This window comes from Chitinophagaceae bacterium C216, assembly GCA_028485475.2.
Classification (GTDB): domain Bacteria; phylum Bacteroidota; class Bacteroidia; order Chitinophagales; family Chitinophagaceae; genus Niabella; species Niabella composti.
Genome location: CP144143.1, coordinates 687476 through 712485 on the forward strand (window position 1 = coordinate 687476; position 25010 = coordinate 712485).

General features: G+C 39.2%; 21 protein-coding genes. 5 read left to right on the forward strand and 16 right to left on the reverse strand.

The window, feature by feature from the left end; all coding sequences use genetic code 11:
- Positions 1–33: 33 nt before the first annotated feature.
- Entirely contained in the window at positions 34–327 is a 294-nt protein-coding gene (gene trxA / locus PIECOFPK_RS02835; RefSeq protein ID WP_330974843.1) for a thioredoxin, read from the forward strand.
- Here the strand turns inward: trxA and PIECOFPK_RS02840 are convergent.
- The 3 genes from PIECOFPK_RS02840 to PIECOFPK_RS02850 form a co-directional block, all read right to left on the reverse strand.
- Complete coding sequence (locus PIECOFPK_RS02840; protein WP_330974844.1) at positions 324–890, reverse strand: AAA family ATPase; 567 nt, start codon at positions 888–890, stop codon at positions 324–326. The genes trxA and PIECOFPK_RS02840 overlap by 4 nt on opposite strands.
- A complete protein-coding gene (gene pnuC / locus PIECOFPK_RS02845; RefSeq protein WP_330974845.1) occupies positions 887–1519 on the reverse strand; it encodes a nicotinamide riboside transporter PnuC in 633 nt (210 codons plus the stop codon). The genes PIECOFPK_RS02840 and pnuC overlap by 4 nt, the downstream gene beginning before the upstream one ends.
- A gap of 85 nt (positions 1520–1604) precedes the next feature.
- A complete protein-coding gene (locus tag PIECOFPK_RS02850) occupies positions 1605–2201 on the reverse strand; it encodes a NifU family protein (protein WP_330974846.1) in 597 nt (198 codons plus the stop codon).
- Positions 2202–2458: 257 nt separating this feature from the next.
- Here PIECOFPK_RS02850 and PIECOFPK_RS02855 point away from each other — a divergent pair, with 257 nt between their 5' ends.
- Entirely contained in the window at positions 2459–4153 is a 1695-nt protein-coding gene (locus PIECOFPK_RS02855; protein ID WP_330974847.1) for an OmpA family protein, read from the forward strand.
- Positions 4154–4405: 252 nt separating this feature from the next.
- Entirely contained in the window at positions 4406–4765 is a 360-nt protein-coding gene (locus PIECOFPK_RS02860; RefSeq protein WP_330974848.1) for an arsenate reductase family protein, read from the forward strand.
- On the opposite strand, the gene PIECOFPK_RS02865 is transcribed toward PIECOFPK_RS02860, so the two are convergent.
- The 10 genes from PIECOFPK_RS02865 to PIECOFPK_RS02910 form a co-directional block, all read right to left on the reverse strand.
- Positions 4755–6026, reverse strand: coding sequence for a TCR/Tet family MFS transporter (locus tag PIECOFPK_RS02865; protein ID WP_409966473.1), 1272 nt, complete (start codon positions 6024–6026; stop codon positions 4755–4757). The genes PIECOFPK_RS02860 and PIECOFPK_RS02865 overlap by 11 nt on opposite strands.
- A 95-nt stretch (positions 6027–6121) precedes the next feature.
- Complete coding sequence (locus tag PIECOFPK_RS02870) at positions 6122–6616, reverse strand: asparaginase domain-containing protein (RefSeq protein ID WP_330974850.1); 495 nt, start codon at positions 6614–6616, stop codon at positions 6122–6124.
- 216 nt (positions 6617–6832) lie between these two features.
- Complete coding sequence (locus tag PIECOFPK_RS02875) at positions 6833–9049, reverse strand: xanthine dehydrogenase family protein molybdopterin-binding subunit (protein WP_409966474.1); 2217 nt, start codon at positions 9047–9049, stop codon at positions 6833–6835.
- Between the two features lie 95 nt (positions 9050–9144).
- A complete protein-coding gene (locus PIECOFPK_RS02880; protein ID WP_330974852.1) occupies positions 9145–10122 on the reverse strand; it encodes an FAD binding domain-containing protein in 978 nt (325 codons plus the stop codon).
- The gene (locus tag PIECOFPK_RS02885) at positions 10119–10700 is read right to left on the reverse strand and encodes a (2Fe-2S)-binding protein (protein WP_409966475.1); all 582 of its coding nucleotides are present in this window, start codon (positions 10698–10700) and stop codon (positions 10119–10121) included. The genes PIECOFPK_RS02880 and PIECOFPK_RS02885 overlap by 4 nt, the downstream gene beginning before the upstream one ends.
- A gap of 191 nt (positions 10701–10891) precedes the next feature.
- Positions 10892–13987 (reverse strand): efflux RND transporter permease subunit, encoded by a 3096-nt coding sequence (locus tag PIECOFPK_RS02890; RefSeq protein ID WP_330974854.1) that lies wholly within the window; start codon positions 13985–13987, stop codon positions 10892–10894.
- Entirely contained in the window at positions 13984–15084 is a 1101-nt protein-coding gene (locus tag PIECOFPK_RS02895) for an efflux RND transporter periplasmic adaptor subunit (protein WP_330974855.1), read from the reverse strand. Before PIECOFPK_RS02895 ends, PIECOFPK_RS02890 begins: the two co-directional genes overlap by 4 nt.
- A 1-nt stretch (position 15085) precedes the next feature.
- Complete coding sequence (locus PIECOFPK_RS02900; RefSeq protein WP_330974856.1) at positions 15086–16345, reverse strand: TolC family protein; 1260 nt, start codon at positions 16343–16345, stop codon at positions 15086–15088.
- Between the two features lie 87 nt (positions 16346–16432).
- Complete coding sequence (locus tag PIECOFPK_RS02905; RefSeq protein WP_330974857.1) at positions 16433–17770, reverse strand: HAMP domain-containing sensor histidine kinase; 1338 nt, start codon at positions 17768–17770, stop codon at positions 16433–16435.
- Between the two features lies 1 nt (position 17771).
- Positions 17772–18449 (reverse strand): response regulator transcription factor, encoded by a 678-nt coding sequence (locus PIECOFPK_RS02910; protein ID WP_330974858.1) that lies wholly within the window; start codon positions 18447–18449, stop codon positions 17772–17774.
- Between the two features lie 334 nt (positions 18450–18783).
- Here PIECOFPK_RS02910 and PIECOFPK_RS02915 point away from each other — a divergent pair, with 334 nt between their 5' ends.
- On the forward strand, positions 18784–20361 hold the full coding sequence (locus PIECOFPK_RS02915; protein WP_330974859.1) for a beta-N-acetylhexosaminidase: 1578 nt from the start codon (positions 18784–18786) through the stop codon (positions 20359–20361).
- A gap of 77 nt (positions 20362–20438) precedes the next feature.
- Here PIECOFPK_RS02915 and PIECOFPK_RS02920 read toward each other — a convergent pair whose 3' ends face one another.
- From PIECOFPK_RS02920 to mqnC, 3 genes are read right to left on the reverse strand one after another with little or no spacing between them, the layout of a single operon-like run.
- On the reverse strand, positions 20439–21722 hold the full coding sequence (locus PIECOFPK_RS02920) for an NAD(P)/FAD-dependent oxidoreductase (RefSeq protein ID WP_330974860.1): 1284 nt from the start codon (positions 21720–21722) through the stop codon (positions 20439–20441).
- A gap of 56 nt (positions 21723–21778) precedes the next feature.
- Entirely contained in the window at positions 21779–22213 is a 435-nt protein-coding gene (locus tag PIECOFPK_RS02925; RefSeq protein ID WP_409966476.1) for a carboxymuconolactone decarboxylase family protein, read from the reverse strand.
- 50 nt (positions 22214–22263) lie between these two features.
- Entirely contained in the window at positions 22264–23388 is a 1125-nt protein-coding gene (mqnC, locus tag PIECOFPK_RS02930; RefSeq protein ID WP_330974862.1) for a cyclic dehypoxanthinyl futalosine synthase, read from the reverse strand.
- Positions 23389–23688: 300 nt separating this feature from the next.
- Between mqnC and PIECOFPK_RS02935 the strand changes: the two genes are divergently transcribed.
- Positions 23689–24975: an aspartyl protease family protein gene (locus tag PIECOFPK_RS02935; protein ID WP_330974863.1), complete on the forward strand. Its 1287-nt coding sequence runs from the start codon at positions 23689–23691 to the stop codon at positions 24973–24975.
- The last annotated feature ends 35 nt before the right edge of the window (positions 24976–25010 follow it).

Below are 25010 nucleotides of genomic sequence, written 5' to 3' on the forward strand. Positions count from 1 at the left end.
TTTGCTTGATTTATTCAATAAGAAATAATTCTAATGACGTTTCAGGAAATTATCAATCAAGATAAGCCCGTATTGGTAGACTTTTTTGCAGAATGGTGTGGTCCTTGCAAAATGATGGCGCCCATGCTAAAAGAGCTCAAAGACCGCATTGGGGATGTTGCCACGATTATTAAGGTAGATGTGGATAAAAGTCCGCAAGCTGCTCAGCAATATCAGATACAGGGCGTGCCCACATTAATTCTGTTTAAAAATGGTCGTTCGGTATGGCGTCAGTCAGGAGTACGTTCGCTAGAGGAACTGGAAAAGGTTATCAGACAACACGTTTAAGTAACGGTAGCCAGTAATCGGCTTACAGCCTCAATAGCCATCTGAATACGTTGTTCATGACTACCTTTTATTTCTACCCACGGCGTCTGTTGGTTTATGAGCAAATCTTTATAGATGTAAAAGAGTGTTTCTCGTGTTTTCAGATCGGGATATTCTCTTAATTCATCTTTTACCCACGGCAGGTCGGTATTACATAGCAGATACAAGTCGTATTTTCTTGCTACAATTTCATCAAGAATAAATTTGTGGCATTTACCAAACACAAACTCACACCACACCTTCATCACATACATATCTGTATCTATAAAGAGAGGAACAGGATGGGTAGATGAAAGGCGATCTTTTGCTATTCGTTCGGCTTGTGCGATATGCTGTTCTTCCAGTGCAAGTTGCCCGCGGGCAATATCGGCAAGATCGTCGAAGCTGTAATTAGTACCGTTCTTGAGCAGATATTCCCTAGCATATTCGGGGCACCATAGGGTATTGAAGTGTTTTGCTAGCTGCTCACAAAGTGTACTTTTTCCGGTACTTTCGGGGCCTACTATAACAATCTTCTTAATCATTCTGCGTTGTTTTGTGCTGCTTTTCTTTTCCACTCCTGCAATCCACCGAGGGCGATAAGCAGTAATATAAAATAATAAACACTGGTAAATACTAATCCCTTTACGAAATACAAAGGCATTCCGCAGATATTGGTAATAATCCACCAATACCAGCTTTCTACCTTCTTTTTAGCCATTAACCACATTCCTGTAAATGCGCTTGCCGAAGCTAAGGCATCTGCCCAAGGAATGGCTCCGGGCGCAAACTCTTTTTTCAGAAATACCAACGCCCCGTAAATACCGCAATAGAAGAACGCAAAGAAGAGCAGTTCTTTAATCCACTCTTTGCGAGTAGAAAACTTTATAGCGAGTACTGGCTTTTGAGCGGCATCTTTTCTTGTCCACAAGTACCATCCATATATATTCATGATGGTGTAATAAAAGTTTACCGATGCTTCACCGAGCAGGTGGTATTTGAAACTGAGCCAGATGTAAATACTGGTGTTGAGCAGACCGGTAGGATATACCCATATATTTTCTTTTTTACTATACCAAACGCTGGTAATGCCTGCAATTACTGCAATATACTCAGGTAAAGTAGTTGCTCTGAGTCCGTCAATAAATTGGTTGAAGATTTCCTGGACAGGCAAAAGGCTTAATTTTTCTCAAATATAACAAACAAAAAAGCCGTACAACAATGTGCACGACTTCAAAATATTTTTATATAGAAATATATTATTCAGCTTCTGCCACTACTTCCTTCACTTCAGGAATCATACGCTTCATCATTCCTTCGATACCGGCTTTTAGCGTGATCATAGAAGAAGGACAACCGCTACAGCTACCCTGCATCATCAAATTTACCACGCCATCTTTATAGCTTTTGAACTGAATAGCACCGCCATCCATTTCTACAGCAGGTTTTACATAGTTTTCCAGCAGTTCTTTAATACGTTTTACCACATCATCGTCGTCGGCTAAAACCTCATTGCTACCCTCTTTCTTCACTTCTACAATTTCATCTTCGTTAATAACGGGCTTTCCTTCTTCGAGATAGTCTTTTAAGAATTGACGAATAGAGGGAGTAACATCCATCCACTCCGCATCGGGAGTTTTTGTAAGAGTAACAAAATTGCTGGCAATAAATACAGCCTTGATAAAAGGAAAACCGAATAATTCAGTGGCCAGCGGAGAAGGTTTTGCACTTTCCGCATCTGGGAAATCAATGCTTTTTCCGGGATACAAAAGTTTGTTGGCGACAAACTTCATTGTTTCCGGGTTGGGTGTCATTTCCGTATAGATACTGATTACTGGGTTTCCTGTCTTTATCATAATTCAAAAAATTAATACACAAAGATAACAAATCTTTCGGGGAAAGGTTGGAAATCCGTACTGACTCCCCAAAGCGGTTCTAATTGCCATCATTTCAAGGCATTAAGTATACGAGGATGAGGTTACAAAGATTCCTTCTTAATAAAAAGTTTTAGCAAAAGGGGGGTAACAAAGGGTTATTAGTACTGATATACCTATAAACAAGACTCTGGATGATGAATAGAGTAAAGAATGAAACAGATTTAAAACAGATTGTTATGAAAAAGATTGTACTTATACCTATAATACTATTTGCCTCGTTATTACAAACAAAGGGGCAGATTTCAGATAAAGAGACCTCCGGTTGGTTTGCTTCTTTTCGCGGAGGGTATGATATAAAACCCTTTTACAACAATAATAACACACCCTACATAGTTTATAAAGGTGGAATGGCAGCCGGCGCCTCCATCAATTATTATTGGAGATGGATTGGGTTGGGTGGAGATTTCGATTACATCCAAAATCGACCAGAAAGCACGTATCCTGCCGGTACGGCATCGGTTTTAACCCAGGACAAAATCACCCGAATGTTTTATGGGGTGGGTCCCTCATTTAAATATCAACCTACGCGCAACTTTGCGGCAGAGTTATTCTTGCGCGCTGGACTTGGAACAGTAAAAGGCGGTTATACCGAAGTGGCTTCTGCTCCACCTACCCAATTATTAAACTTTCATGCCGGATATGATGACCGGTCGGTGTTTTCGGCTAAAGCGCAACTGCAGTTCAACTATTATTTTTCTCCAGCGATAGGCCTGCATGCTGGTGCCTATTACCTGAATCATTTTAAGGTAAATGAGCTTACTGATCCTAACTATGGGCTTACTGCCGCCTATGTGCCGGTTAAAGCGGACCCTAAGCAACCCGACCCTCTTGTTCGAAACAATCCTTGTAATTGTGACATAAGTTCGTTGGGGGCATTTGCAGGTATCAGTGTCAGAATTCCAAAACGTCGTTCGCAGCCCAAACCCGTTCCTCAGCCTGAATGTCATAACTGCGATGTGTATACACTTACAGTAACCGCGAGGGATAAGTACACCAAAGAGGTATTACCCAATACGGATGTAATAGTAAAGAATATACATGGGGAAATTATGGGTACGGGTACCACCAATAGCTATGGCGTGGTGATATTTAATAATATCAAACCCGGAAAATATGCTATAAGCGGAAAATTGTATGAGGTGGATTTGGAAGGAGCCGTAACTCTAGAATCAGAGTTTAAAACCAACGGCAATGTTCATAAGGAAATTGTATACGCTGATGACCGATTTATACTGAGGGGTATAGTTGTTGAATGTAATGCAGCTCATCCGTTAACTAGCGCTTCGGTAGTACTGATTAATAAAGCTGTTGCAGAACAAAAAAATACGAATACAGATGATAAAGGAGGATTTGTTTTTCATGCATTGCAGAACGCTACTTACGATGTGTATGCAAAAAAGAACAACTACTTTTCTCAGACAGAAACCATAACAACCAACCATTTCGACAGAAATAAGACACTCTTTGTAAAACTCGAAGTGTGCATGGAAAAAACCGATTGCGGAAAAGCAATTACACTAAAGAATATTCATTACGATTTGGATAAATACTTTATCCGTGAAGATGCCAAACCGGAACTGAATAAACTGGCGCAATTCATGAAGGACAATCCTGAGGTAAAAGTGGAACTAGCCTCCCATACCGATTCGAGAGCTTCAGACAGTTATAACATGACCTTATCACAAAATCGCGCTAATGCAGCCGTAGAATATTTGGTTGCACAGGGAATTTCCCGCGATCGACTGATTCCGGTGGGATATGGAGAGCGCAAATTGCTTAATAAATGCAAAGATGGTGTGCCATGTAGTGAAGAGGAGCATCAGCTGAACCGTCGCACCGAAATGAAAATAATCTGTCCAAACAATCCATAAACCGGGGAGGTATTTCGTTACCTCCCTTCTTTAAGAAAACTTAAATAAAAACTCAAAAGTTGAGAAGATGCAATAGCAATGCATCCTCTTACCGAACTGAGCGTATTGTTTTGAATGTTTATGGATTTGTTGAAAATAATTATACAGAAATAAAATATTACCATTAAACTGTTCTATTATCCTTTGTCGGCTGTTTCGTAACTGAAGCAGCCTTGTTTTTTGTACACCATGGGCAACAATTATCTTTGGGGCATGAAGAAGATTTATTATCTGTCTACCTGCAGTACTTGCGCAGCAATAATGAAAGATGCTAATATCAATGAAGCAACAGGCTTTGAGTTACAGGATATCCGTACACAAAAAATAAGCCCTGCACAACTCGAGCATATGCAAAAGCTGGCAGGCTCTTATGAAAAACTTTTCAGCCGCCGTTCTTTGAAATATAAAGAGCTAGGCTTAAAAGATAAAAAGCTTACCGAAGAAGATTACAAAAACTATATTCTTCAATACGATACTTTTTTGAAGCGTCCTGTTGTAATTCTGGATGACCGTATTTTTATTGGTAGCGAAAAGAAAACCATACAGGCACTTAAAGAAGCCCTTAGTGTATAACAGGTGTCTCTGAGGGCTCCTCGAAATGTTTGGCCAACTCTGGATTTTCGCGATGTTCTTTTTGCAATACGGATCGACATATTGTTACGCAAATCAGCATGAAAACAGCTCCCAGTAAGAATGGAGAACCGGCAAAATGAATAAGAGAATCTTCCTGAGTTGTATAGTTAAATAATCCGGTCATAATTAACGGACCGAATATAGAGGTAAGACTCATGATGCTGGTTAGGCTTCCTTGCAGTAGGCCTTGTTCGTTAGCCGGCACATGCTTGGTAATGATAGATTGTAGGGCTGGTCCGGCTATTCCTCCTAAACAGTAAGGAATTAAAAATGCATACATCATCCAGCTCTTCGTAGCAAGTGCAAAAAGAATGAGGCCTAATACATAAAGAAGCATGCCTGTATACACACTTTTTTCATCACCCAGTCTGGGATTGACGTACCGGATCAAACCTCCTTGTACTACACCGGCTAATACACCCACCAAGGCAAGTGAAATGCCCACCTGTTTTTCGGTCCAATTAAATGCGTACATAGTAAAATAGCTCCAGTTACTTTGTACGGCATGAGAAGCTAGAAACATGAAGCCGAAAGCCACAAATAGACCGCTAATGGTTTTATACTTTCTTAAAAACTTGAGAGAACCTATCGGATTGGCCTTTTTCCAATCAAAGGGACTACGGTTTTCAGGTTTCAGAGATTCGGGTAACACAAAGAAACCGTACAGAAAGTTTACAAAACAAAGAATTGCGGCTGCATAAAACGGAGCTCTTATGCCCCATCCGGCGAGCAATCCACCCAATGCCGGACCCAGTACAAATCCCAGTCCAAAAGCTGCACCAATAAGACCGAAGTTTTTTGCACGGTTTTCATTAGTGCTGATATCAGCGATATAAGCACTTGCTGCAGTAAAGCTAGCTCCTGTAATGCCCGCCAGTACACGACCTACAAAAAGTAATGCATAGTTATGGGCAAGTGCCAGAATAATGTAGTCTATACAAAATCCCAGTAGTGATAGCAAAATAATAGGCCTTCTTCCGAAGCGGTCGCTGAGATTGCCCATCAACGGTGCAAATAAAAACTGCATTGCAGCAAACACAGATACGAGATATCCACCCCAGCGGCTTGTTTCGTTAAGAGGGATATGTTTGAGTTCTACCAATAACTGTGGCATAACAGGAATAATCAATCCCCAGCCAATAACATCAATTGTAAGGGTGACAAAAATAAATCCTATAGCGGCATTACTAGAGCTTTTCATAAGAAAAAATTAGGCCTGCAAAGATGCAGAAAAGAAAGCAAAGAATTGCTTGCCATAAGAAAAGATATGTAAGGCATACTAGCAATTTATTGCACTCAGGCCTTTCTTAGTTCTTCAAAAACGCCGGTTTGTTTGTTTTTGCGAACATTGTCCCAGTTAAAGTATCGGCCGTTCATAGCTACATAAACACCGTGAGGGAGTGTTTGTACAAATGCTAATGCACTTCCTAGATTGAATAATCCATCGGAGCTTCCAAACTTAATAGGAATCATGGCGCCGGTAATTACAATCGTTTTGTTTTTGACTTTTTCAGCCAACACTTTGGCTGTTTTATCCATAGTATCGGTGCCATGTGTAATGATGATTTGTGTTTCTTCACATTGCTCGCATTGATAAGCAATCAGCTCACGATCTTCATCGGTCATCTCCAAACTGTCAATCATCATCAGGGTGCGTATTTCAACAGGAACAGTATTACGACCTTTTTCCAACAGCTCTGGTAAATGAGTATCTTTAAAGTATAGCTGCCCGGAGAGCATGTTATATTCCTTATCAAAAGTTCCTCCTGTTATAAATATTCTGACCGCCATATCCTAATAATTTGGGCATCAAAAGTAGTGAAGTTTAGTGGGTACGTCTCATTTCTTTGATGAATATACTTTTAGTTGCTGAACGACATAAAAGAAAAGATATGAATTCTTATAATTCATTCAATGTTGTTTATAGCAAGCTACAGGAAACTATATATATCCGTTTAACATTTTGAAAAAATAAAACGCTGAGATAATTTGTTAGTAGTACAGGCATTAAGAAGCTGTAACAATCTTATCTGGCGTAATGGGCAAATCTCTCAATCGTTTGCCGGAAGCGTTGTAAATAGCATTGGCAATGGCTGCAGCAACACCTATGATACCTACTTCTCCCAATCCTTTTGCACCTGTAGGATTAATGTTTGCATCCGGTTTTCCAATGAAAGCTACTTCAATAATAGGTGCATCGGCATTTACCGGAAAATGATATCCGGCAAAATCGTGGCCTATCAAACCTCCTAGGTTGGCATCTGCGATTTGTTCTTCCATCAAAGCCATTCCTATTCCGCCCACTGCGGCTCCTGATATCTGATTGGCGGCTGCTTTTTCATTCACAATCTTACCTCCATCGGCCACACAAACCATTCTTTCTATTTTCACTTTTCCTGTGGAAGGATGTACTTTTACTTTACAGAAGTGAGCTGCGCCCGAGCAGAAGGCGTACTGTCTTCTTTCTTCCCCAGGACCGGAGCTAGCTTCCACATAAATAGTTTTAAGATTATGTTGAGCCCATAACTGCTGATAGGAAACAAATTCGTTATTGGGTGTTTGGTAAGAAATGCCGGTGTCGCCGAGTAATATATCTTTTTCGGTTGCGGTTTTATACTTTTCATTGATGGCCGCTGCGTATTCAGCTAACTTTAGCTTCAAGGCATTACATACCGCCACTACAGCTCCACTTATCGAAGATAAACCTGTGCTACCGCCCTGACTGGGTGCTGGCGGTAGTGAGGAGTGTCCTAGTTCTACTTTTATTTTATTGCGAGGAATACCGGTGCTTTCATGAGCAATGTTATACATGCCTGTAGCGGTACCGGTACCAATGTCTGTCATAGCTGTTTGAACCGTAATGCTGCCGTCTTGCTGCATTTCTATACCTGCGCTGGCATTATTACGTCCGGCATTCCACATGCCCAAAGCCATACCATAACCAATAAACCAATCGCCTTCTTTGAGGGCTCGGGGCTGAGCTTTTCGTTGTGACCAATTGATGAGTGCTGCTCCTTTTTCGATACATTCATTAAGATAATTAGTAGACCACGGCAGGCCATTATCGGGATTTTTGTCTAAAGACAGATTTTGCAAACGAAGCGCCACAGGGTCCATGTTTAATTTATAACTCAGTTCATCTATAGCACTTTCAATAGCAAAGGCTCCTGTGCAATCACCTGGACCTCTCATCCATGTAGGTGTGGAAAGGTTTAAGGGTACAACGGCAGATTCTGTTTTCAGATTAGGGAATTTATAGATCAATCTGGTTACACGTGTAATGCCTTCTGTGAAGGTTTCATACACCGAAGTACTATGCTTAGCGGCATGCCATACGCCGATGATGTTGCCTTTTTCGTCGGCACCCATTTTCACTTTTTGCCATGAAGCCGGTCGATATCCTACCGAGTAAAACATTTGCGGACGAGTCAGCATTAGCTTTACAGGACGCTGGACTTGCTTTGCAGCCATGGCCGTCGCAATGGCATGAGGCCACACACGTAGTCCGGAACCAAAACCTCCTCCAACATACTCACTCACTACTTCAATGTTTTTTTCAGGAATATTAAAGACTCGTGCAAAAGTGCGCTGCACGTTGTTTACACCCTGGTTTTTATCGTAGAGTTTAAGTTGATTGTCCGATATCCAATGTGCAATGGTCGCATGCATTTCCATGGGGTTATGCACTTCTGCTTTTATGTTGTACTCCGCCTCTATCACAAGAGGTGTATTATTCCATGCATCCATAGACCCCCGTTCTCTTCCGGCTGCGACCAGAGGGTGATGGAGATGTTCTTTTTCGAAATCTACTTTAAAAGGAGCCGACTCATATTCGGCTGTAATGAGAGAGGCTGCATATGTAGCGTCTTCGAGGGTTTCGGCAATGACCATGGCAATGGGCTGCCCCTTGAAATAAATTTTATCAGTGTGAAACACGGGTAAGCCGAAACGTGTTTCTTTAATTTTGACTTCGTCGGCAAAACCTGGTACAAAAGGTTTATGTTGATGTGTAATGATGTCTAAGACTCCTGCTACTTGTTTAGCTTTTTCTGTATGGATGCTTTTTATAGTTCCTGATGCAATGGTGCTATCTACCAATACGGCATAACACAGTCCCTCTATATTGTATTCTGCAGCGTATTTGGCTTTGCCGGTTACTTTGGCAATGCCTTCTACTCTTCCTTCGCTAGGGACTATATCGAATGGTTCATCAAAGAATGCCATAGTTCAATTTTTATTTTTGCCGATAAGTATTGTTGCAGCTGAAGTGTGCGACGCAACGATGCTACATGCGTGCACGAAGCTGGCTTCATAAAAAATTAATTACGTAAACAATTTTGCAAAGCCGTTTCAATGGCGCCTTTCAGCAACGGCACTTTGAATGCATTGCCAGCTAGCGGTTTTACCTCGTCGGCTGCAATGGCAGCCGCTTTTGCAAAGTGCTCAATACTTGGTTCTTTGCCTTTTAAATAAGCTTCGGAAGCTAACCATCTCCAAGGTTTATGCGCTACACCTCCCGATGCTAAGCGGGCTTCCATGATTTTGTTACTTTCAATATGCAAGGCTGCTGCTACGGATACCAATGCAAATGCATAAGAGTCGCGATCGCGCAGCTTTAAGTATGCACAATGTTTGTTAAATGGATTGCGACTTATGTCTATAGAAGTAATCAAGGCATGTGACGGTAAGTTGTGATCCAGATGCGGTTCGCTGCCCGGCAAACGGTGAAAATCTTTAAACGGAATTACGGATGCTTTTTGTTTTTTGTCGATAATATTTACGCGTGCTTCTAAAGCCGCCAACGCTACACATAAATCAGAAGGATGTACCGCCACACAATGCTCGCTGTAACCAATGATAGCGCTCATGCGATTATCACCTTGGAGCGCACTGCAGCCTGAGCCCGGCGTTCGTTTGTTGCAGGGAGTACTTACGTCGTAGAAATAAGGGCAACGCGTGCGTTGCAACAAATTACCTCCGGTGCTGGCCATGTTGCGAATTTGTGCGGATGCACCGGCAAACACGGCTTTAGCGATGAGTGGATAGTCAGAAAGAATTTTGTTATCTGTGGTTAAAGCACTGTTGCGCACCATAGCGCCGATGCGTATGCCATTATCAGTGTTTTCTATTTTATCGGAAAGCACATCGGTGATATCTATCAAATTCTCAGGCTGTGCGATGTGCTTCTTCATTAGGTCCACCAAATTGGTGCCACCTGCAATAAATTGCGTATTGTCTTTCTTTATCGTTAACGCCTGGGTAATATTGGCTGATTTGTTAAAGCTGAAAGGTCTCATAATGCGGCTACTTTTTGAATTGATTCAACAATACCGTTATAGGCTCCGCAACGACATAGATTACCACTCATGAACTCTTTGATGGCGGCCACGGACTTGGTATGGCCTTCGTTTACGCAGGCTACAGCCGACATAATCTGCCCCGGGGTACAATAGCCACACTGAAAGCCATCGCATTCGATAAATGCTTTTTGCATGGGATGCAGCTTATCGCCTTCGGCCAAGCCTTCGATGGTGGTAACCTCCTTGCCAGCTGCTTGTGCAGCCAGTGTGAGACAACTTAAAACATGTTTGCCTTTGATATGAACTGTACAGGCTCCGCATTGTCCATGGTCACAGCCTTTTTTAGCTCCTGTAAGATGTAGCTGCTCTCTTAAGAGGTCCAACAGCGTTGTTCGAGTATCTGCGGTTACTTTATATGTTTTTTTATTAACCGTAATGCTTATTGGCGTTGTATGTTTGGGAGGGATGATAAAGTTCTTAACATCCTTATAAAAAGCTTTTACGGAAGAAGGTAATGCAGCCAAGGCTGCTAATGCTCCCGATATTTTTAGGAAAGAACGACGCGAACTTTTCATATGAGCAGATATTATACAAAGACCTAGATTGTCTTTATGAAATTTTCGATTGCATAAATATAATTAAAAAGCCGCTTATATCAAGCGGCTTTGTTGTAAAAAAGAAATGCGTTAATGAAAATGAATGCTGTGTAAAATCTTGGAATACCTGATTTATTTTAAAATTTGTAAGGTATTAGAACCAAGTGTTTTTATTTGGGAGAAGTTATTTTTCGATAGGTATAATAAAACAAAATAGGGATGACAGTAAACGATAATACTAAACTTATCAGCATCCCTCCAACAATCATTATTGCTAAGGGTTTTTGAATTTCAGATCCCATACTGTTTGACATAGCTGCAGGTAGTAATCCCATTGAGCCCATTAGAGCTATCATTAATACAGGTCGAATTTTAGACTGAACGGCTTTAGTAATAGCATCTAATAAGGAATTTTTCTTAAGGTATTCTTTCATAACAGTGATCAAAATAAGCGCGTTAATGGTATTTACTCCAAACAATATAATTAGGCCGATACCTGCAGATATACCAAAAATGGTTTGTGTGATCCAAATAGACAGAAAACCTCCTATAAAAGCAAAAGGCAATGTTATTGACGATAGAATCGTGTCGCGCAAGTTTCCAAAGTTGCTATATAATAAGATTAATATCAATATCAATGATATTGGAATAACTGTCATTAATTGTTTGGTGGCGCGTTCTTTACTTTCAAATTCTCCGGCCCATTCCATGTGTTGATTTTTAGGTAATACCATTCTTTTTTCAACTTTAGCCTTGGCTTCAGCAATCGTACTACCTAAATCTCGTCCTTGAATGCTAAATCCTACAGCACTATAACGACTATTTCCTTCGCGATAAATAAAGGCAGGTCCTGTTTTATAACCAATAGAAGCGATTTCCTTTAATGGAATACTATTACCATTGGAGGTACGAATGAGAATATTGCCAATTTTTTCTGGCGAATTGCGATAGTCTTCTTGAAAGCGTAACACGATATCAAAATGCCGATCCCCCTCATAAAATTTATTCGCAGCTTGACCACCAATAGTCATAGCGATAACTGCTTGCACATCGGACGTCTGAATACCATATTTTGCCATTTTAGAATCATGTAGTTGAATGCGCAATTCTGGCAGGCCTATGTTTTTATAAACGTTTACATCAGTAATACCATTTACAGTACGTATGATGTTTGCTACTTTATGCGCCTGGTTTTCGAGTTCTTCCAGATCGTTTCCAAATATTTTGACTACCAAAGAGCTTTTTACACCCGCTACATATTCTTCAACATTATCTTGAATAGGTTGGCTGAAGCCGAAATTGATTCCCGGGTATTGAGATAATAGTTCTCTTAGTTCTTGTACAATTTCGGCTTTGGTAATTTTACGCTTCCATGATTTTTCGTTTTTTAATTGGACATGAAACTCTACATTAAAAAAGCCTGTAGGATCAGTTCCATCGTTAGGTCGTCCGGTTTGGGTTAGAATGAAATCAATTTCTTCACAATTGGCAAGCATTAGCTCTTTCATTTCTTTAGTGAGCTGAGTTGATGTAGTTAGGCTAATACTATTAGGTAAAGTCGCTCTAATATAGATTGCACCTTCATTAAGTTGCGGCAAGAATTCGGTACCATAATTTAAAAAACGTACAATACATATAAGAAGCAATATACAAAAAGCTCCAAGAGTTAGTCGTTTATATCGAAAAGAAAGTAGGTGGAGTGAATAAATAAGCTGATGAGAGAACCGAGTTATTATGTTTTCTTTTTCTTCTATATTTTGATTGAACAAATATTTACACATTGCGGGCACGTATGTTAAGCTTAATAATAAAGAACCTAACAAGGCATAACTCAAAGTATAAGCTAAGGGAATGAACATTTTGCCTTCTACTTTTTGAAAGGAGAAAATAGGTAATAAAGCAACGATTAAAATCAATAAGGCAAAGGATATGTATGAGGCTACGGAGCTCGCTTGTTTGCGAATGATACCTGACTTGCTCATTTTGGCAAACCGCTCAGCACCTAGTGCTCGCTGCATGGCGGCAAGCGAAACAAAAATTGTTTCTACCATTACTAAAGTTCCTTCTAATAGCAGTCCAAAATCTAAAGCTCCCATGGAAATCAAATTGGCAGGCATGCCCTGCCACTTCAGCATAATAATGGCAAACAAAAAAGATAAAGGAATTACAGAAGCAACAATAAAAGTGGATTTCCAATTATTAAGGAAGATACCAACAATTAACGCTACTAGTAAAATGCCTTCGATTAAGTTGCGCGAAACTGTTTTGACGGTGCTATATACCAAGATGGTACGGTCGATGACGGGAACGATTTTAACACCATCGGGTAATAGCTGTTCATTTAGTAAATTGACTTTCTCCTTTAGATGTTTGATTACTTCAGATGCGTTTTCCCCTCGCAGCATAACGACAATGCCTTCTACTACATCGTCCATTTCGTTAAACCCTGCTTGTCCCAGACGAGGTTTACTTGACATTACAACATCGGCGACATTTTTGATCAGAATGGGAGTAGAGCCATTTAGTTTTATAGTAATATTTCTAATGTCTTCTAATTTATCGAGAAGTCCTACACCTCTAACCACATATGCTTGTTCTCCCTGCTGAATAATATCTCCACCTACGTTGATATTGGATTTAGATACTGCTTCATAAACATCTAAAGGAGAAAGATCAAAGTTTTTTAATTCGGTAGGATTGATACGTATTTCATAAATCTTTTCTTCTCCACCAAAACTAATAACATCTGCTACGCCCGGTACACTCAACAGCTCACTTTCAATTACCCAGTTTTGAAGAGTTGTTGTTTCTTTTAGAGGCAGACTACTTTTAATAATATATCGAAATATTTCGCCCGTAGCTCCCGAAGGCGGTTCTATGCTAAAAGACGCACCATCCGGTAGTTCTACTTTTCCAATTTTGCTCGCAACATTTTGTTGGGCGTAAAAATCATCAACTGTATCTGCAAACTGTACTGTCACCACGGATAAACCAAACAGAGATACCGAGCGAATTTGTTTTTTTTGGGGAATGGTGTTCATTTCCTTGGTGACTGGAAGTGTGACCAATTTTTCAACTTCCTCAGCACTTCGACCAGGCCATTGTGTAATGATTCTTACACGTGTATTGGTCACGTCAGGGAATGCCTCAATGGTAGTATTCTTTAAGGAATAAATACCATAGCATAATAAGGCAAAAGTTAAGAACAAGATTAATGAGGCTCGCCTCAGTGAAAAAGTGACTATATGTTGTACCAGTTTTTTCATGCCTTATTTTTTAGCTCCTCAAACAACAACAAAACGTTCGTTACTACAACTCTTTCGTCGGGATCCAACACCTCCTTTACATAATAATATTCATCATTGCTGGCTATTTTATGGACATGGCGAACTTTTAAATCACAATCCGATTTATGGGTGATTATATATTCCCTATCGTTATAAAAGATAACAGCACTTTGAGGAATAGCTAAAGCACTGTCTAGAACAGTTCGTTTATTCACGATGATATCGGCGCTTAGCCCTGGCATGAGTTGTAGGTTTTTATTGTCAAGAACTACTCGGGCCTTCAAAACATGTTCGTCATCATCAAAAACATTATATATTTTATCGATTTTGCCAATGTATATTTCGTCAGGATATGCGACGGTTCTTACTTTCACTGTATCTCCCACTTTAATTTCTCTTAGATTGCTGGCATAAATATTTACCATCACCCAGACTTGCTTTAAATTAGAAATCGAAAAAAGAGGTTCGCTTTCAGGTGTAATATTTTGCCCTCGATTAATGGTTTTCTGAATGATGTACCCATTTTGAGGAGATATAATATCAAAGTATCCGTCCTTTCTAACTCGATACATGGCCAAGGTTTGTTGTACCTTTTGTAACGAGATTTTTGCCATTTCGAGTTCGTGCTTTGTTTTCAGTACATCGATTTTTACAGATAAACCATCTCTCAAAAGATCATTAGATAATTGCAGTTCGTTTTTTAGCATTTCGACTTGCGTTTCGTAGAGTCTTTTTTGCTGAAATAGCTCTTGAGCTTCTTCCGAATGTAGGGTTGCCAACACTTGACCTTTATGAACGTAATCTCCTAGTTCGAAGTTTACAGACTCAACAGTTCCTTTTAGTAATGATCGATATATCAGCAAGTCGTTTTCATTATATTCGATTTTGCCCGACATAGTTATTTGTTCATGTACAGGCTGAATGGATACAGGGGCAATTGCTGTTGTTTTCTTTAGTTCTTCAGTTAAGCAATAAACAGTAGTGATAGAATCATCTATTTTAGATACTTTTCCTTTACAAGAGAAGCATATAATCATCCCGCAGATGATTCCTGTTATGATATACCATTTGTTCATATTAAAAATGTTTTCCTACGAGAAGTTGTAACTGTTCAATCAATTTTAAGTATGTTAATGCGGCATCCCAATAAGCAATAGCTGTTGATTGATGAGATTCTATGTAATCGATATATTGTGTCAATGTAATTTGTTTTTGTTGCAAGCGTTGCCAGAACTGTGCTAGTATACTTTGATAATCGTCTTTAAGAAAGTTATTGGAGTATTGTGATAGATATTGTTCCCATTTTTTTATTTGTGTAATGCAATTATTAATTTGCTGTTCCAGTTGCGTTACAATGCTCTGGTATTTATTTTCCTCAATAGCTTTTTGGTGTTGGGCCGCTAATATGTTGCCTTTGTTGCGATGGAAAATGGGTAGATCAATCGAAATGCCGAATCCCACAAAATCTTTCATGATATTTCCTCCACGGTCATAATTTGCTAGAAGTGTTACACTGGGTACAGCCATTGCTTTTTCCAGTGCAATGTTAGCATCAGCAAGTCGTTGCATTTGTGTTTGATGTTTTAAGACGTGATTATTTTGCAGTGCCAATTCCAATACGTTGGAGGGGATACGTGAGGTATAGTTAAGTGATAAAGTATCAAAAACAATGTTGCTTTCTGACAAAGTGTTTAATCCGGTTAAATATTTTAATTCATTAAGCAGTTCTTTTTTTTCCTCTTCCGCTGAAAATGCTTCTTTTTGTAACTGTGAGAAAGTATTTTGGGCACGCATTAATTCTGGCAACAGAACATTTCGATTGTTATACTGTCTTTGATATTTTTCTACCAGACGGCTAATTTCATTTAATAAACTTGCATTTACTTTTTCTTTTTTCGTTAGGATGTAGTATGTGTAATAAGCAACTCTAAGTTCGTACTGTAATTGAGCTGTTAAAGCATCTTTTTGTATGTGTTGTGTTTGTAGTGCTTGGGTATTTACCTGAATGCGCTTTTTGCGTTTAGCTGCGGTTTCTATTTTTTGTTCTAGCTCAATACCAAATTGTTGATATTTCCCATAGTTACCAAATAGTCTACGTTGAGATTCTATATCGAAAGTTTTCCAAAAGTTTACCTCTTGTAAGGATAAAGTTGGATTCTCATGGGCCTTGGCTTGTTGTAATTCTGCAGCGGCTTTTTCAATGTTTAAAGATTGTTCGCGTATTTGTAAGTTATGCTCGGTTAAAGCGTTTTGTAGATCACGTAGTGAATATTCTTGAGCCCATAGTACCTTGTAGCATAAAATAATATTAATCACCAAAAGAGCGAAACGCGCCATAGACAGTTTTTTGCAAAACTATCTATGGTAGATTAAAGGAATTTTGGAGCTGCATTAAAAATATATTGAAAGCGGATTAGAATTTAGTTAGAAAATTAATGTAACCCTAGTACCTCCTTCTGGCTCGTTGTGAATAGCCATCCCGATATGATGTAGTGAGAATATAATATTAGCTAATGAGAGGCCAATTCCTTTGCCTCTATGATTTTTGGCATTTGCTGCTCTATAAAAATTGCGTGTGATATTTGGCAAATCTTTTTCAGGTATGCCTATTCCGCGATCGATGATATAAATATGTAATTTTTGGTCAACTATCAAAAGTTTAAATTGAATAGGTTTATTGTGAGAGTATTTAATAGCGTTTTCAACAATATTTGTTAAGGCAATTTCTAAAAGTTTAGCATTTCCTTTCAATTCGAGCATCGATTGATCCTCGACAGCCATATTCACTTCAATCTTGGCTTGATGATGTATAACTGCGTTTTCAATAACCTTCCATATAATTTCGTCTATGCGAGTTGTAGTAAATTCAAAAGAAGGGTTTGCACCTGATAAAAGAAGCATATTGTTTAATGCATCTTCGAGATCGTGTACGTATTGTTTTGATTTTTGTAATACAATTTGATATTCCTGTGCTGATCGTGCTTTTTGTCCAGTTACTTCTAGTATTCCTAGTAAAGCGGATATAGGTGTTTTTAATTCATGAGAAACATAGTCGATAAAATTCTTTTGTACGGAAAAAGTTTCAGATATACGGTTGACTAGGTAGTTGTAGTTTTCTACTAGGTCTTGTAACTCCTGATATGTTTTTTCAACTTTAATGGGTTGATGAAAATTTTGTGCATCACGATTTTTAATCTGCTTAGTGATTTTAATAATGGGGGCATAAGCCCATTTACTCAAATATCTGGCGATGAAAAAAATAATAAGGATGCTAATAGCCGAAGCCACCCACAAAATATGGAAAAGACTTTGTAGCTGCGTTTTAAACTCTGTTTTAGGCTCACGAGCAATAACTATGAAATTACCCTGATTGTCTTGATAATATATTCCGTGATAAAAAAAATCTTTTGTTGCAAAATGTTCACTATTATTCTCTCTGATCTGATCAATAAACTGTCGTTGAATGTCGGATGTGGGAGACATATCTCCATATACCTGATGGTATAGACTATCAAAGATGGCAATGTTTTTACGTGATATTTTTTTTAAAAGCTGACTTTTGATGTTTTCATGATCTCCAATAGATAATTCGTCTTTTTCCAGATAGTATAAAGCTGCCAATAAGGTTTTGCTTTCCAATCCCTGCATTTCTTTACGTTCCATTACGGCTGCAAAAGAAAAATAAATAATTGCCGATACCCCGATAATAAGGATGCTGAACAAGATAACTGCATATAAGGAAAGCCGTTGTTTTAATTTCATATTATTCTACCTTAAATAGATAGCCTATTCCTTTTACCGTGTGGATAAATTTTTGCTTAGATTCGAGTTTATTTCTCAGATAAGAAATGTAAACATCTACAACGTTTGAAGGGTTTTCAAAATGAATGCCCCATACTGCATTTAGAATTTGCTGCCGAGTAACCACTTTGCCGTAATTATCGCATAAATATTTAAGTAATTTGAATTCGCGGGGAGACAAGTCGACTGGGTTTTGATTTAAGTGCACCTTATATTGGTGAGTGTCGATTTGAATAGGCCCAAAATCTTGTATATGCTTTGAGGTGTCTAATTGATCGTATTGATTTCTTCGTGTGAGTGCTTTTATGCGTGCAAGCAATTCATCAAAATGAAAAGGTTTGGTCATATAATCATCTGCACCGCTATCTAAGGCGGTGGTTTTGTCTAGCACACTATTCAATGCACTCAGCATAAGAATTGGGGTGAAAATTTTCTTATACCGTATAGTTTGTACCAATTGAATACCATCAATACCGGGCAGCATTACGTCTATAATCATTAAATCGAAACTCAGAGAAAGATATTGCTGAAGGACTTCTTCGCCCGATTTGCATAAAGTAATTACATAACCGACCTCCTCAAGGCCTTTTACTAAAAAATCACTTATCCTTCTGTCGTCTTCAACAATCAATATTTGCATAATTATTATTCAACTTATTTAAAACAGTAGATATTTGCACTTATTCAAAATTGACAAATATTTATTCTTTTGAAAATGGTAAAGTATTAATTTTTTAATAAAAGTACTGGCCCCTCTTTAAAGAAAATAAATTTTCATTGATAAAAGGATCTTATAATTTCAAAATAATTTCCATCAAAAAAGCATACATAGTAAAGCCCGAGAGGTAAGCGCAATAATAAATGTTTCAATGGGGCGCAACAATTTTTACATATACCTACAAGTAAAATCGTTTACTTTGACGATGTATTGCCAATGAAATGTTTTCTAAACATCTATTCATAATTGAACCGATATGCTGAAACCGATATTCCATTTCGTTTTCGCTTGTTTGCTGATAGTGTATTATAATAATATATCGGCACAACAATGCCCTATTATACCAAAACCACTGGAAGCTGTTAAAACAAAAGATAGCTTCATCATTAGCTCACAGACTAAGTTATTTATTGAAAAACCGGAACTAAGATCTGCTGCCGGCTATTTGCAGTTTCGCATGCTGCATATGTTTGCGATACCGTTAATCCCCACGCCCACTACCCCTGTTGCCGATGTAGTAGAATTGCGCTTAAGTAATAATGCTACGGCCAACGAAGAAGGATATCTATTATCCGTAACAGATAAAAAAGTAATTATTACAGGAAATTCTACCGCAGGAGTAATTAACGGAATTTCTAGTTTGTTACAGTTAGCAGCCTCAGGTAGTAAAAAAGACCAAAAAATTGTCTTAGCCGGATGGAATATTAAAGATGCTCCGTTGTATGCGTGGCGCGGACTCATGTTGGACGAGTCAAGACATTTTTTCGGTATTAATAAGGTAAAATCTATTTTAGACTGGATGGCTTTGTATAAGCTGAACCGTTTTCATTGGCACCTCACAGATGAGCCCGGTTGGCGTATAGAAATTAAAAAATATCCACGATTGGCTCTGGTAGGAGGCGTAGGTTCACACACCGATCCCAATACGCCGGCTCAATATTATACACAGGATCAAATTGCGGAAGTCGTTCGTTATGCTGCTGAAAGAAATATTACAGTAATACCCGAGATTGATATGCCCGGACATGCCACTGCTGCCAATCGTGCCTATCCTGAGTTTAGCGGTGGAGGTAGTGAAAAATATCCCAATTTTACTTTTCATCCCGGTAAGGAGGCTACTTATTCCTATCTCACTGATATACTGAGAGAGGTAAATGCTTTATTCCCTTCAGGGATGTTGCATTTGGGCGGTGATGAAGTAAGCTTTGGCAATCAACAATGGCTGTCTGATCCGGAAGTAAAAAAGCTGATGGCCCAAAATAAGCTCAACAATGTGCTGGAGGTGGAACAATATTTCATGCAGCGAATGGCCGACTCTGTTTTTAAAATGAATGCAAAACTGTTGGCATGGGATGAAGTAGCCAATATGAATTTTTCCCGAGACAGAACGATTGTATTCTGGTGGCGACACGACAGACTTTACCAGCTGGATACGGCATTGAGGAAAGGATATAGTGCGGTGCTTTGTCCACGCATTCCTTTATATTTCGATTTTGTGCAAGATAGCACGCATTCCATTGGGCGCAAATGGGGTAAAGCTTATAGCTCCTTGAAAGGGGTGTATGATTTTAACGCTCGCAATCTATCAGTAATTAATGACGCTAATTATCGTCAAGTATTGGGCATACAGGCCAACTTGTGGACTGAAACCATTGCCGATACGCACCGTTTGGATTTTATGCTTTTCCCGAGAATTGCAGCTTTATCAGAAGCGGCCTGGACCCCGACCGATAAGAAAGACTACGATGCATTTGTTAGGAAATTAAAACAACATTTTGATTTGTATAAAAAAGAAAAGATTCATTATTTCGATCCCTTCAATATGCGTTTATAAAGTTGTTATTATGATAAAAAGAAATGCTCCGTCAATATCGGAGCATTTCTCATAATATGTATATGAAGAAAAGTCGTTTAGGTTGAAAGATTTTTTTCTTTATCCTCGGGACGAATAATCATACGGAACGATTGGTCTTTGCTAAAATAAGCAATCACCCAGTTGGTGAAAGTTCTTAACCGATTTTTTACTGTTAACAGCGACATTACGTGTATGAATAGCCATACTACCCATGCCAAAAATCCGTTGAAGTGAAATTTTGGCTTAGGAATATCCGCAACTGCTTTATTACGGCCGATGATAGCCATAGAGCCTTTGTCGTTATATTTAAACGGGGTTCTTTCGGATGCGGGTTTGGTTAAATTTTTAGCCAATAATTTACCCTGTTGTATGGCTACTTGAGCTACCTGCGGATGCCCTTTAGGAAAATTGGGATCTGAAGTTTGAAGACAGGTGTCTCCTATCGCATAAATATTCTCGGTGCCTAAAATTTTATTGTATTCATCCACCAACATTCGTTTTCCGGGACCAATGCTTTCTTCGGGGATACCTTCGTAAGCAACGGCAGAAACTCCTGCGGCCCAAATCAGATTTTTGGTTTTGATAACCGTGTCGTCAGAGAGGGTTACTTCTTCTCCGTCAAAATCCTTTACTCTGGTATTCAGCATTACTTTCACACCCAGCTTTTCCAGAGATTCTTTGGAGTATTTCTGTGAAGATTCAGACATGGGAGACAGTACTGCTTGACCACCATCTACCAAAATAATTTCGCTTAGCCCTTTACCTAGTTCGGGATAGTCCTTACGGATAATAGTCTGCCGCATTTCGGCAAACATACCAGACACCTCTACACCTGTAGGTCCGGCGCCTGCTATCACAGTAGTGAGCAATCTTCGTTTTAAATCAATATCTGTAGTGCGGGACGCTTCTTCTAAGCGGTTGAGTAGTAGGTTACGCATAGCCAGCGCATCACTCAATGTTTTCATTGGAATGGCATACCGCTTTACGTTCTCCATACCAAAAAAATTGGTAACAGCACCCGTGGCTATTACCAGTATATCATATTCCAGCTCTCCATTCGAAAGAATAATTTTGTTTTCAGCAGGAAGAACTTTTTTCATCTCTCCCATCCGGAAATGTACATTGGATTTATTTCTCAGAAATTTCCGGAACGGATAACTGATACTGGAGGGCTCCAGAAAACCTGTTGCCACCTGATATAATAAAGGTGGAAAGAAGTTATAATTATTCAAATCCACCAGCGTAATATCGAACGCAGGGTTCTTGGCCAGTTTCTTTATGAAATTAACGCCGGCGAAACCACCGCCAACAACCACCACTTTTTTAATAGCATCAGCCATAAGAATGTTTATTACTTTAATATTTATTGAACCCCACAGTAATAAATACCGTCGGATTATTTTTCGGGAACTTTGTGAAAAGTTATTGCTACACGATTCAGCATATTCATGTGTGCTATAGCAAAGCTTAAGTCTACTAAGTCCTTTTCATTAAAATGCTGACGCGCTTCGTTAAGAATAGCTTCCGGCACTTCTTGATCTTTTAATATCGTCATTGCTTCGGCCAGGGCTAGAGCTGCTTTTTCTTTTTCGGAAAAGAAAGGCATGTCTTTCCATTTTACTATCGCATTTAATTTACGTGCGTCTTCCCCACTGTTGATGGCGTCTTTCCAATGTAAATCTATGCAATAAGGGCAACCATTGATTTGCGATACTCTTAAATAAACAATATGTAGTAAAGATGCTGGTAATGCTGTGTGCTTTAAATAGCCATACATCGCCAATAAAGTCTTATATCCCTCGGGAGCCACAGTTCCATAATCAATACGCATATTCTTTATATTTTTACTTATAATGATCTTTGATCTTTTCTCAGTGTTGGCTAATAATCGATTACCTGTTCCTGTATGGTTTCAGGAATTTCACGCCACTGGTACAACTGATTGCGTAATTGTGGTTCAAAGCCGGCTTCGCGAATAGCTTCTTGAATGGTTTTATAGGTAAACCTGTGTGGTGCACCTGCAGCACTTACTACATTCTCCTCAATCATAATGCTACCGAAATCGTTAGCTCCGGCATGGAGACATACCTGCGCTGTAGCTTTTCCTACGGTTAGCCAGCTAGCCTGTATATTTTTAATATTGGGTAGCATAATGCGTGACAGTGCTACCATACGCACATACTCCTCTGCAGTGGTAAGATTGTGTACACCTCTAATACGTGCCAACAATGTATCTACATCCTGAAATGTCCAGGCAATAAAAGCCAGAAATCCGTTGGTGCCTTCGGGTTTGCGACTTTGCACTTCGCGTATTTTCACTAAATGTTCAAAGCGTTCTTCTATAGTTTCTACATGGCCGAACATCATGGTTGCAGAGGTGGTGATATCCAGCTTATGCGCTTCATGCATAATGTCTAGCCATTCTTGCGCCCCACATTTTCCCTTACTGATAAGACGACGTACCCGATCTACTAATATTTCCGCTCCCGCTCCGGGAAGAGAATCCAATCCGGCCTCTTTCAAAGCCATCAGCACTTCACGGTGAGTACTCTTTTCCAGTTTGGTGATATGTGCTATTTCGGGTGGCCCTAAAGCGTGTAGGCGGATATCAGGGAATTCGGCCTTTATGGCACGAAACGTATCTACATAAAATTGTAATCCTAACTCGGGATGGTGGCCTCCTTGCAGTAGCAATTGATCGCCTCCGTATTGGATGGTTTCTCGGATCTTTTGGCGATAGGTGTCCATATCGGTTATATAAGCCTCAGGATGTCCGGGAATGCGAAAAAAATTGCAAAACTTACAGTTGGCGATACAAACATTGGTTGTATTTACGTTACGATCGATCTGCCAGGTTACTTTTCCATGGGGTACCTGTATTTTACGCAGCTCGTCTGCTACATACATGAGCTCACTCAGCGGGGCGTTGTGATACAGGAATACACCTTCCTCTACACTTAGAAACTCAAAATTCAACGCTTTTTTATAAAGATCCTCTAAATCCATATGCGGAGTAAATTATAGGCTAAGGTACGAAATGAATGATAAAGCATTTCATTCTCATCAACATCAACGATATAGATAATTTTGCAACACTGGAAGGCACCGCTCCGTTCTTAATATTGTTAATAATAACCATCGAAGCGCTTTATTTGTTTTTATCATTGTAAATAATCGGAGTATTAAGGATTTACGGGTAAGTTGCTTCGTTTGAACAGGTACAGTGAGCCCTTTAGCATTCCTTTCATCATAAATGAATAGGCGCTTTTATAAAAAGAAGTAATTTTAATCGGATTGTTTTACCTAATGAAAATACTCTTTACCAGTTTGCCCTTGATTGTACTGTTTTTCCGGGTAGCCGCACAGGATTCCTTCGAAGAGCCGTCTAGTCAGGAACTCACCACTATTAAGTTTATACAATTTACGGGAGGTGTCATTTGTTTTAAAGCCCTGTTAGACGATAAAAAGGACTCGCTGTTGTTTATATTGGATACCGGAAGTGGTGGTATATCGCTGGATTCTACCACTGTACGCGAGTTGGGTATAGAGCCACCGGCTCCGGAGCGTCTGGTTCGAGGGGTTGGTGGTGTACAAAAAGTGGGCGTGCTCAAGAACAGAAAGCTAACCGTTAATGGTCTAGAGATTGACAGTCTTAATTTTCATGTAGTGGATTATGAGATCCTTTCGGCATTGTATGGGGAAAAAATTGACGGCATTGTTGGGTATGCTGTATTAAGCCGGTTTATCCTAAAAATAGATTATGAAAAGCAAGAAATAACATTTTGTTCCAATGGTAGTATAAAATATCCACGTGGAGGCTATTTATTGCAACCACAATTAAATACGCTTCCCTATTTACAGTCCCAGGTTAAAGATCATGTAAAACGTCAGTTTTATTATCTGTATGATATTGGGGCTGGCCTTACCGTACTGTTTTCCAAGAAATATATGGAAGATAGCGCCTTTCTTAAAAAGAAGAGACGGAAGTACCTAAAACAAGGTGAGGGACTTGGGGGTAAGGTAGACATGTATATCAGCGTAATGAAAAAGTTAAGAATTGGTCCGTATAAGTTCCGATATGTGCCCTTAAATATTTTCGATGATACCCACAATATCACTTCCTACCCCACATATGGTGGCTTAATTGGAAACGATATCTTCCGTAGATTTAACTGTATTCTAAACTATAATAAAAAAGAGATTTACATCACCCCTAATAAGTTTTTTCGAGATCCATTTGATTATGCTTATTCGGGTTTGGAGTTATATCTGATCGACGGTAGACCTATAATCGGTGATATACCTAATGGTTCGCCCGCGGATCGGGCAGGTCTTAAGGCTGGGGATGAGGTGATTGCCGTGAATAATCGTTTCGGGATGACGTTGAATGAAATGAAGCAGATGCTGCAATCCACTTATGGTATCATTAATATTCTTATTAGAAGGAACAATGAATTACAAATGAAAAAAATGAAAATTATCAACATCCTGAATGGAAAATATATCTCCAATCAAAGCATTCCCAATACTTTCAGAGAAAAAATTCGGATAAAATCGGGCAGCGATTTATATACCACCCCACCGCTAGAATGAACTTTAGGAGGGTTTTGACTGTTTCAAAAATCAAA

What these genes read in the sequence shown, in the direction of transcription:
- trxA (WP_330974843.1), top strand. Translation starts at nt 34, where the DNA reads ATGACGTTTCAGGAAATTATCAATCAAGATAAGCCCGTATTGGTAGAC.
- PIECOFPK_RS02840 (WP_330974844.1), bottom strand. Translation starts at nt 890, where the DNA reads ATGATTAAGAAGATTGTTATAGTAGGCCCCGAAAGTACCGGAAAAAGT.
- PIECOFPK_RS02850 (WP_330974846.1), bottom strand. Translation starts at nt 2,201, where the DNA reads ATGATAAAGACAGGAAACCCAGTAATCAGTATCTATACGGAAATGACA.
- PIECOFPK_RS02855 (WP_330974847.1), top strand. Translation starts at nt 2,459, where the DNA reads ATGAAAAAGATTGTACTTATACCTATAATACTATTTGCCTCGTTATTA.
- PIECOFPK_RS02860 (WP_330974848.1), top strand. Translation starts at nt 4,406, where the DNA reads ATGAAGAAGATTTATTATCTGTCTACCTGCAGTACTTGCGCAGCAATA.
- PIECOFPK_RS02865 (WP_409966473.1), bottom strand. Translation starts at nt 6,026, where the DNA reads ATGAAAAGCTCTAGTAATGCCGCTATAGGATTTATTTTTGTCACCCTT.
- PIECOFPK_RS02870 (WP_330974850.1), bottom strand. Translation starts at nt 6,616, where the DNA reads ATGGCGGTCAGAATATTTATAACAGGAGGAACTTTTGATAAGGAATAT.
- PIECOFPK_RS02875 (WP_409966474.1), bottom strand. Translation starts at nt 9,049, where the DNA reads ATGGCATTCTTTGATGAACCATTCGATATAGTCCCTAGCGAAGGAAGA.
- PIECOFPK_RS02880 (WP_330974852.1), bottom strand. Translation starts at nt 10,122, where the DNA reads ATGAGACCTTTCAGCTTTAACAAATCAGCCAATATTACCCAGGCGTTA.
- PIECOFPK_RS02885 (WP_409966475.1), bottom strand. Translation starts at nt 10,700, where the DNA reads ATGAAAAGTTCGCGTCGTTCTTTCCTAAAAATATCGGGAGCATTAGCA.
- PIECOFPK_RS02890 (WP_330974854.1), bottom strand. Translation starts at nt 13,987, where the DNA reads ATGAAAAAACTGGTACAACATATAGTCACTTTTTCACTGAGGCGAGCC.
- PIECOFPK_RS02895 (WP_330974855.1), bottom strand. Translation starts at nt 15,084, where the DNA reads ATGAACAAATGGTATATCATAACAGGAATCATCTGCGGGATGATTATA.
- PIECOFPK_RS02900 (WP_330974856.1), bottom strand. Translation starts at nt 16,345, where the DNA reads ATGGCGCGTTTCGCTCTTTTGGTGATTAATATTATTTTATGCTACAAG.
- PIECOFPK_RS02905 (WP_330974857.1), bottom strand. Translation starts at nt 17,770, where the DNA reads ATGAAATTAAAACAACGGCTTTCCTTATATGCAGTTATCTTGTTCAGC.
- PIECOFPK_RS02910 (WP_330974858.1), bottom strand. Translation starts at nt 18,449, where the DNA reads ATGCAAATATTGATTGTTGAAGACGACAGAAGGATAAGTGATTTTTTA.
- PIECOFPK_RS02915 (WP_330974859.1), top strand. Translation starts at nt 18,784, where the DNA reads ATGCTGAAACCGATATTCCATTTCGTTTTCGCTTGTTTGCTGATAGTG.
- PIECOFPK_RS02920 (WP_330974860.1), bottom strand. Translation starts at nt 21,722, where the DNA reads ATGGCTGATGCTATTAAAAAAGTGGTGGTTGTTGGCGGTGGTTTCGCC.
- PIECOFPK_RS02925 (WP_409966476.1), bottom strand. Translation starts at nt 22,213, where the DNA reads ATGCGTATTGATTATGGAACTGTGGCTCCCGAGGGATATAAGACTTTA.
- mqnC (WP_330974862.1), bottom strand. Translation starts at nt 23,388, where the DNA reads ATGGATTTAGAGGATCTTTATAAAAAAGCGTTGAATTTTGAGTTTCTA.
- PIECOFPK_RS02935 (WP_330974863.1), top strand. Translation starts at nt 23,689, where the DNA reads ATGAAAATACTCTTTACCAGTTTGCCCTTGATTGTACTGTTTTTCCGG.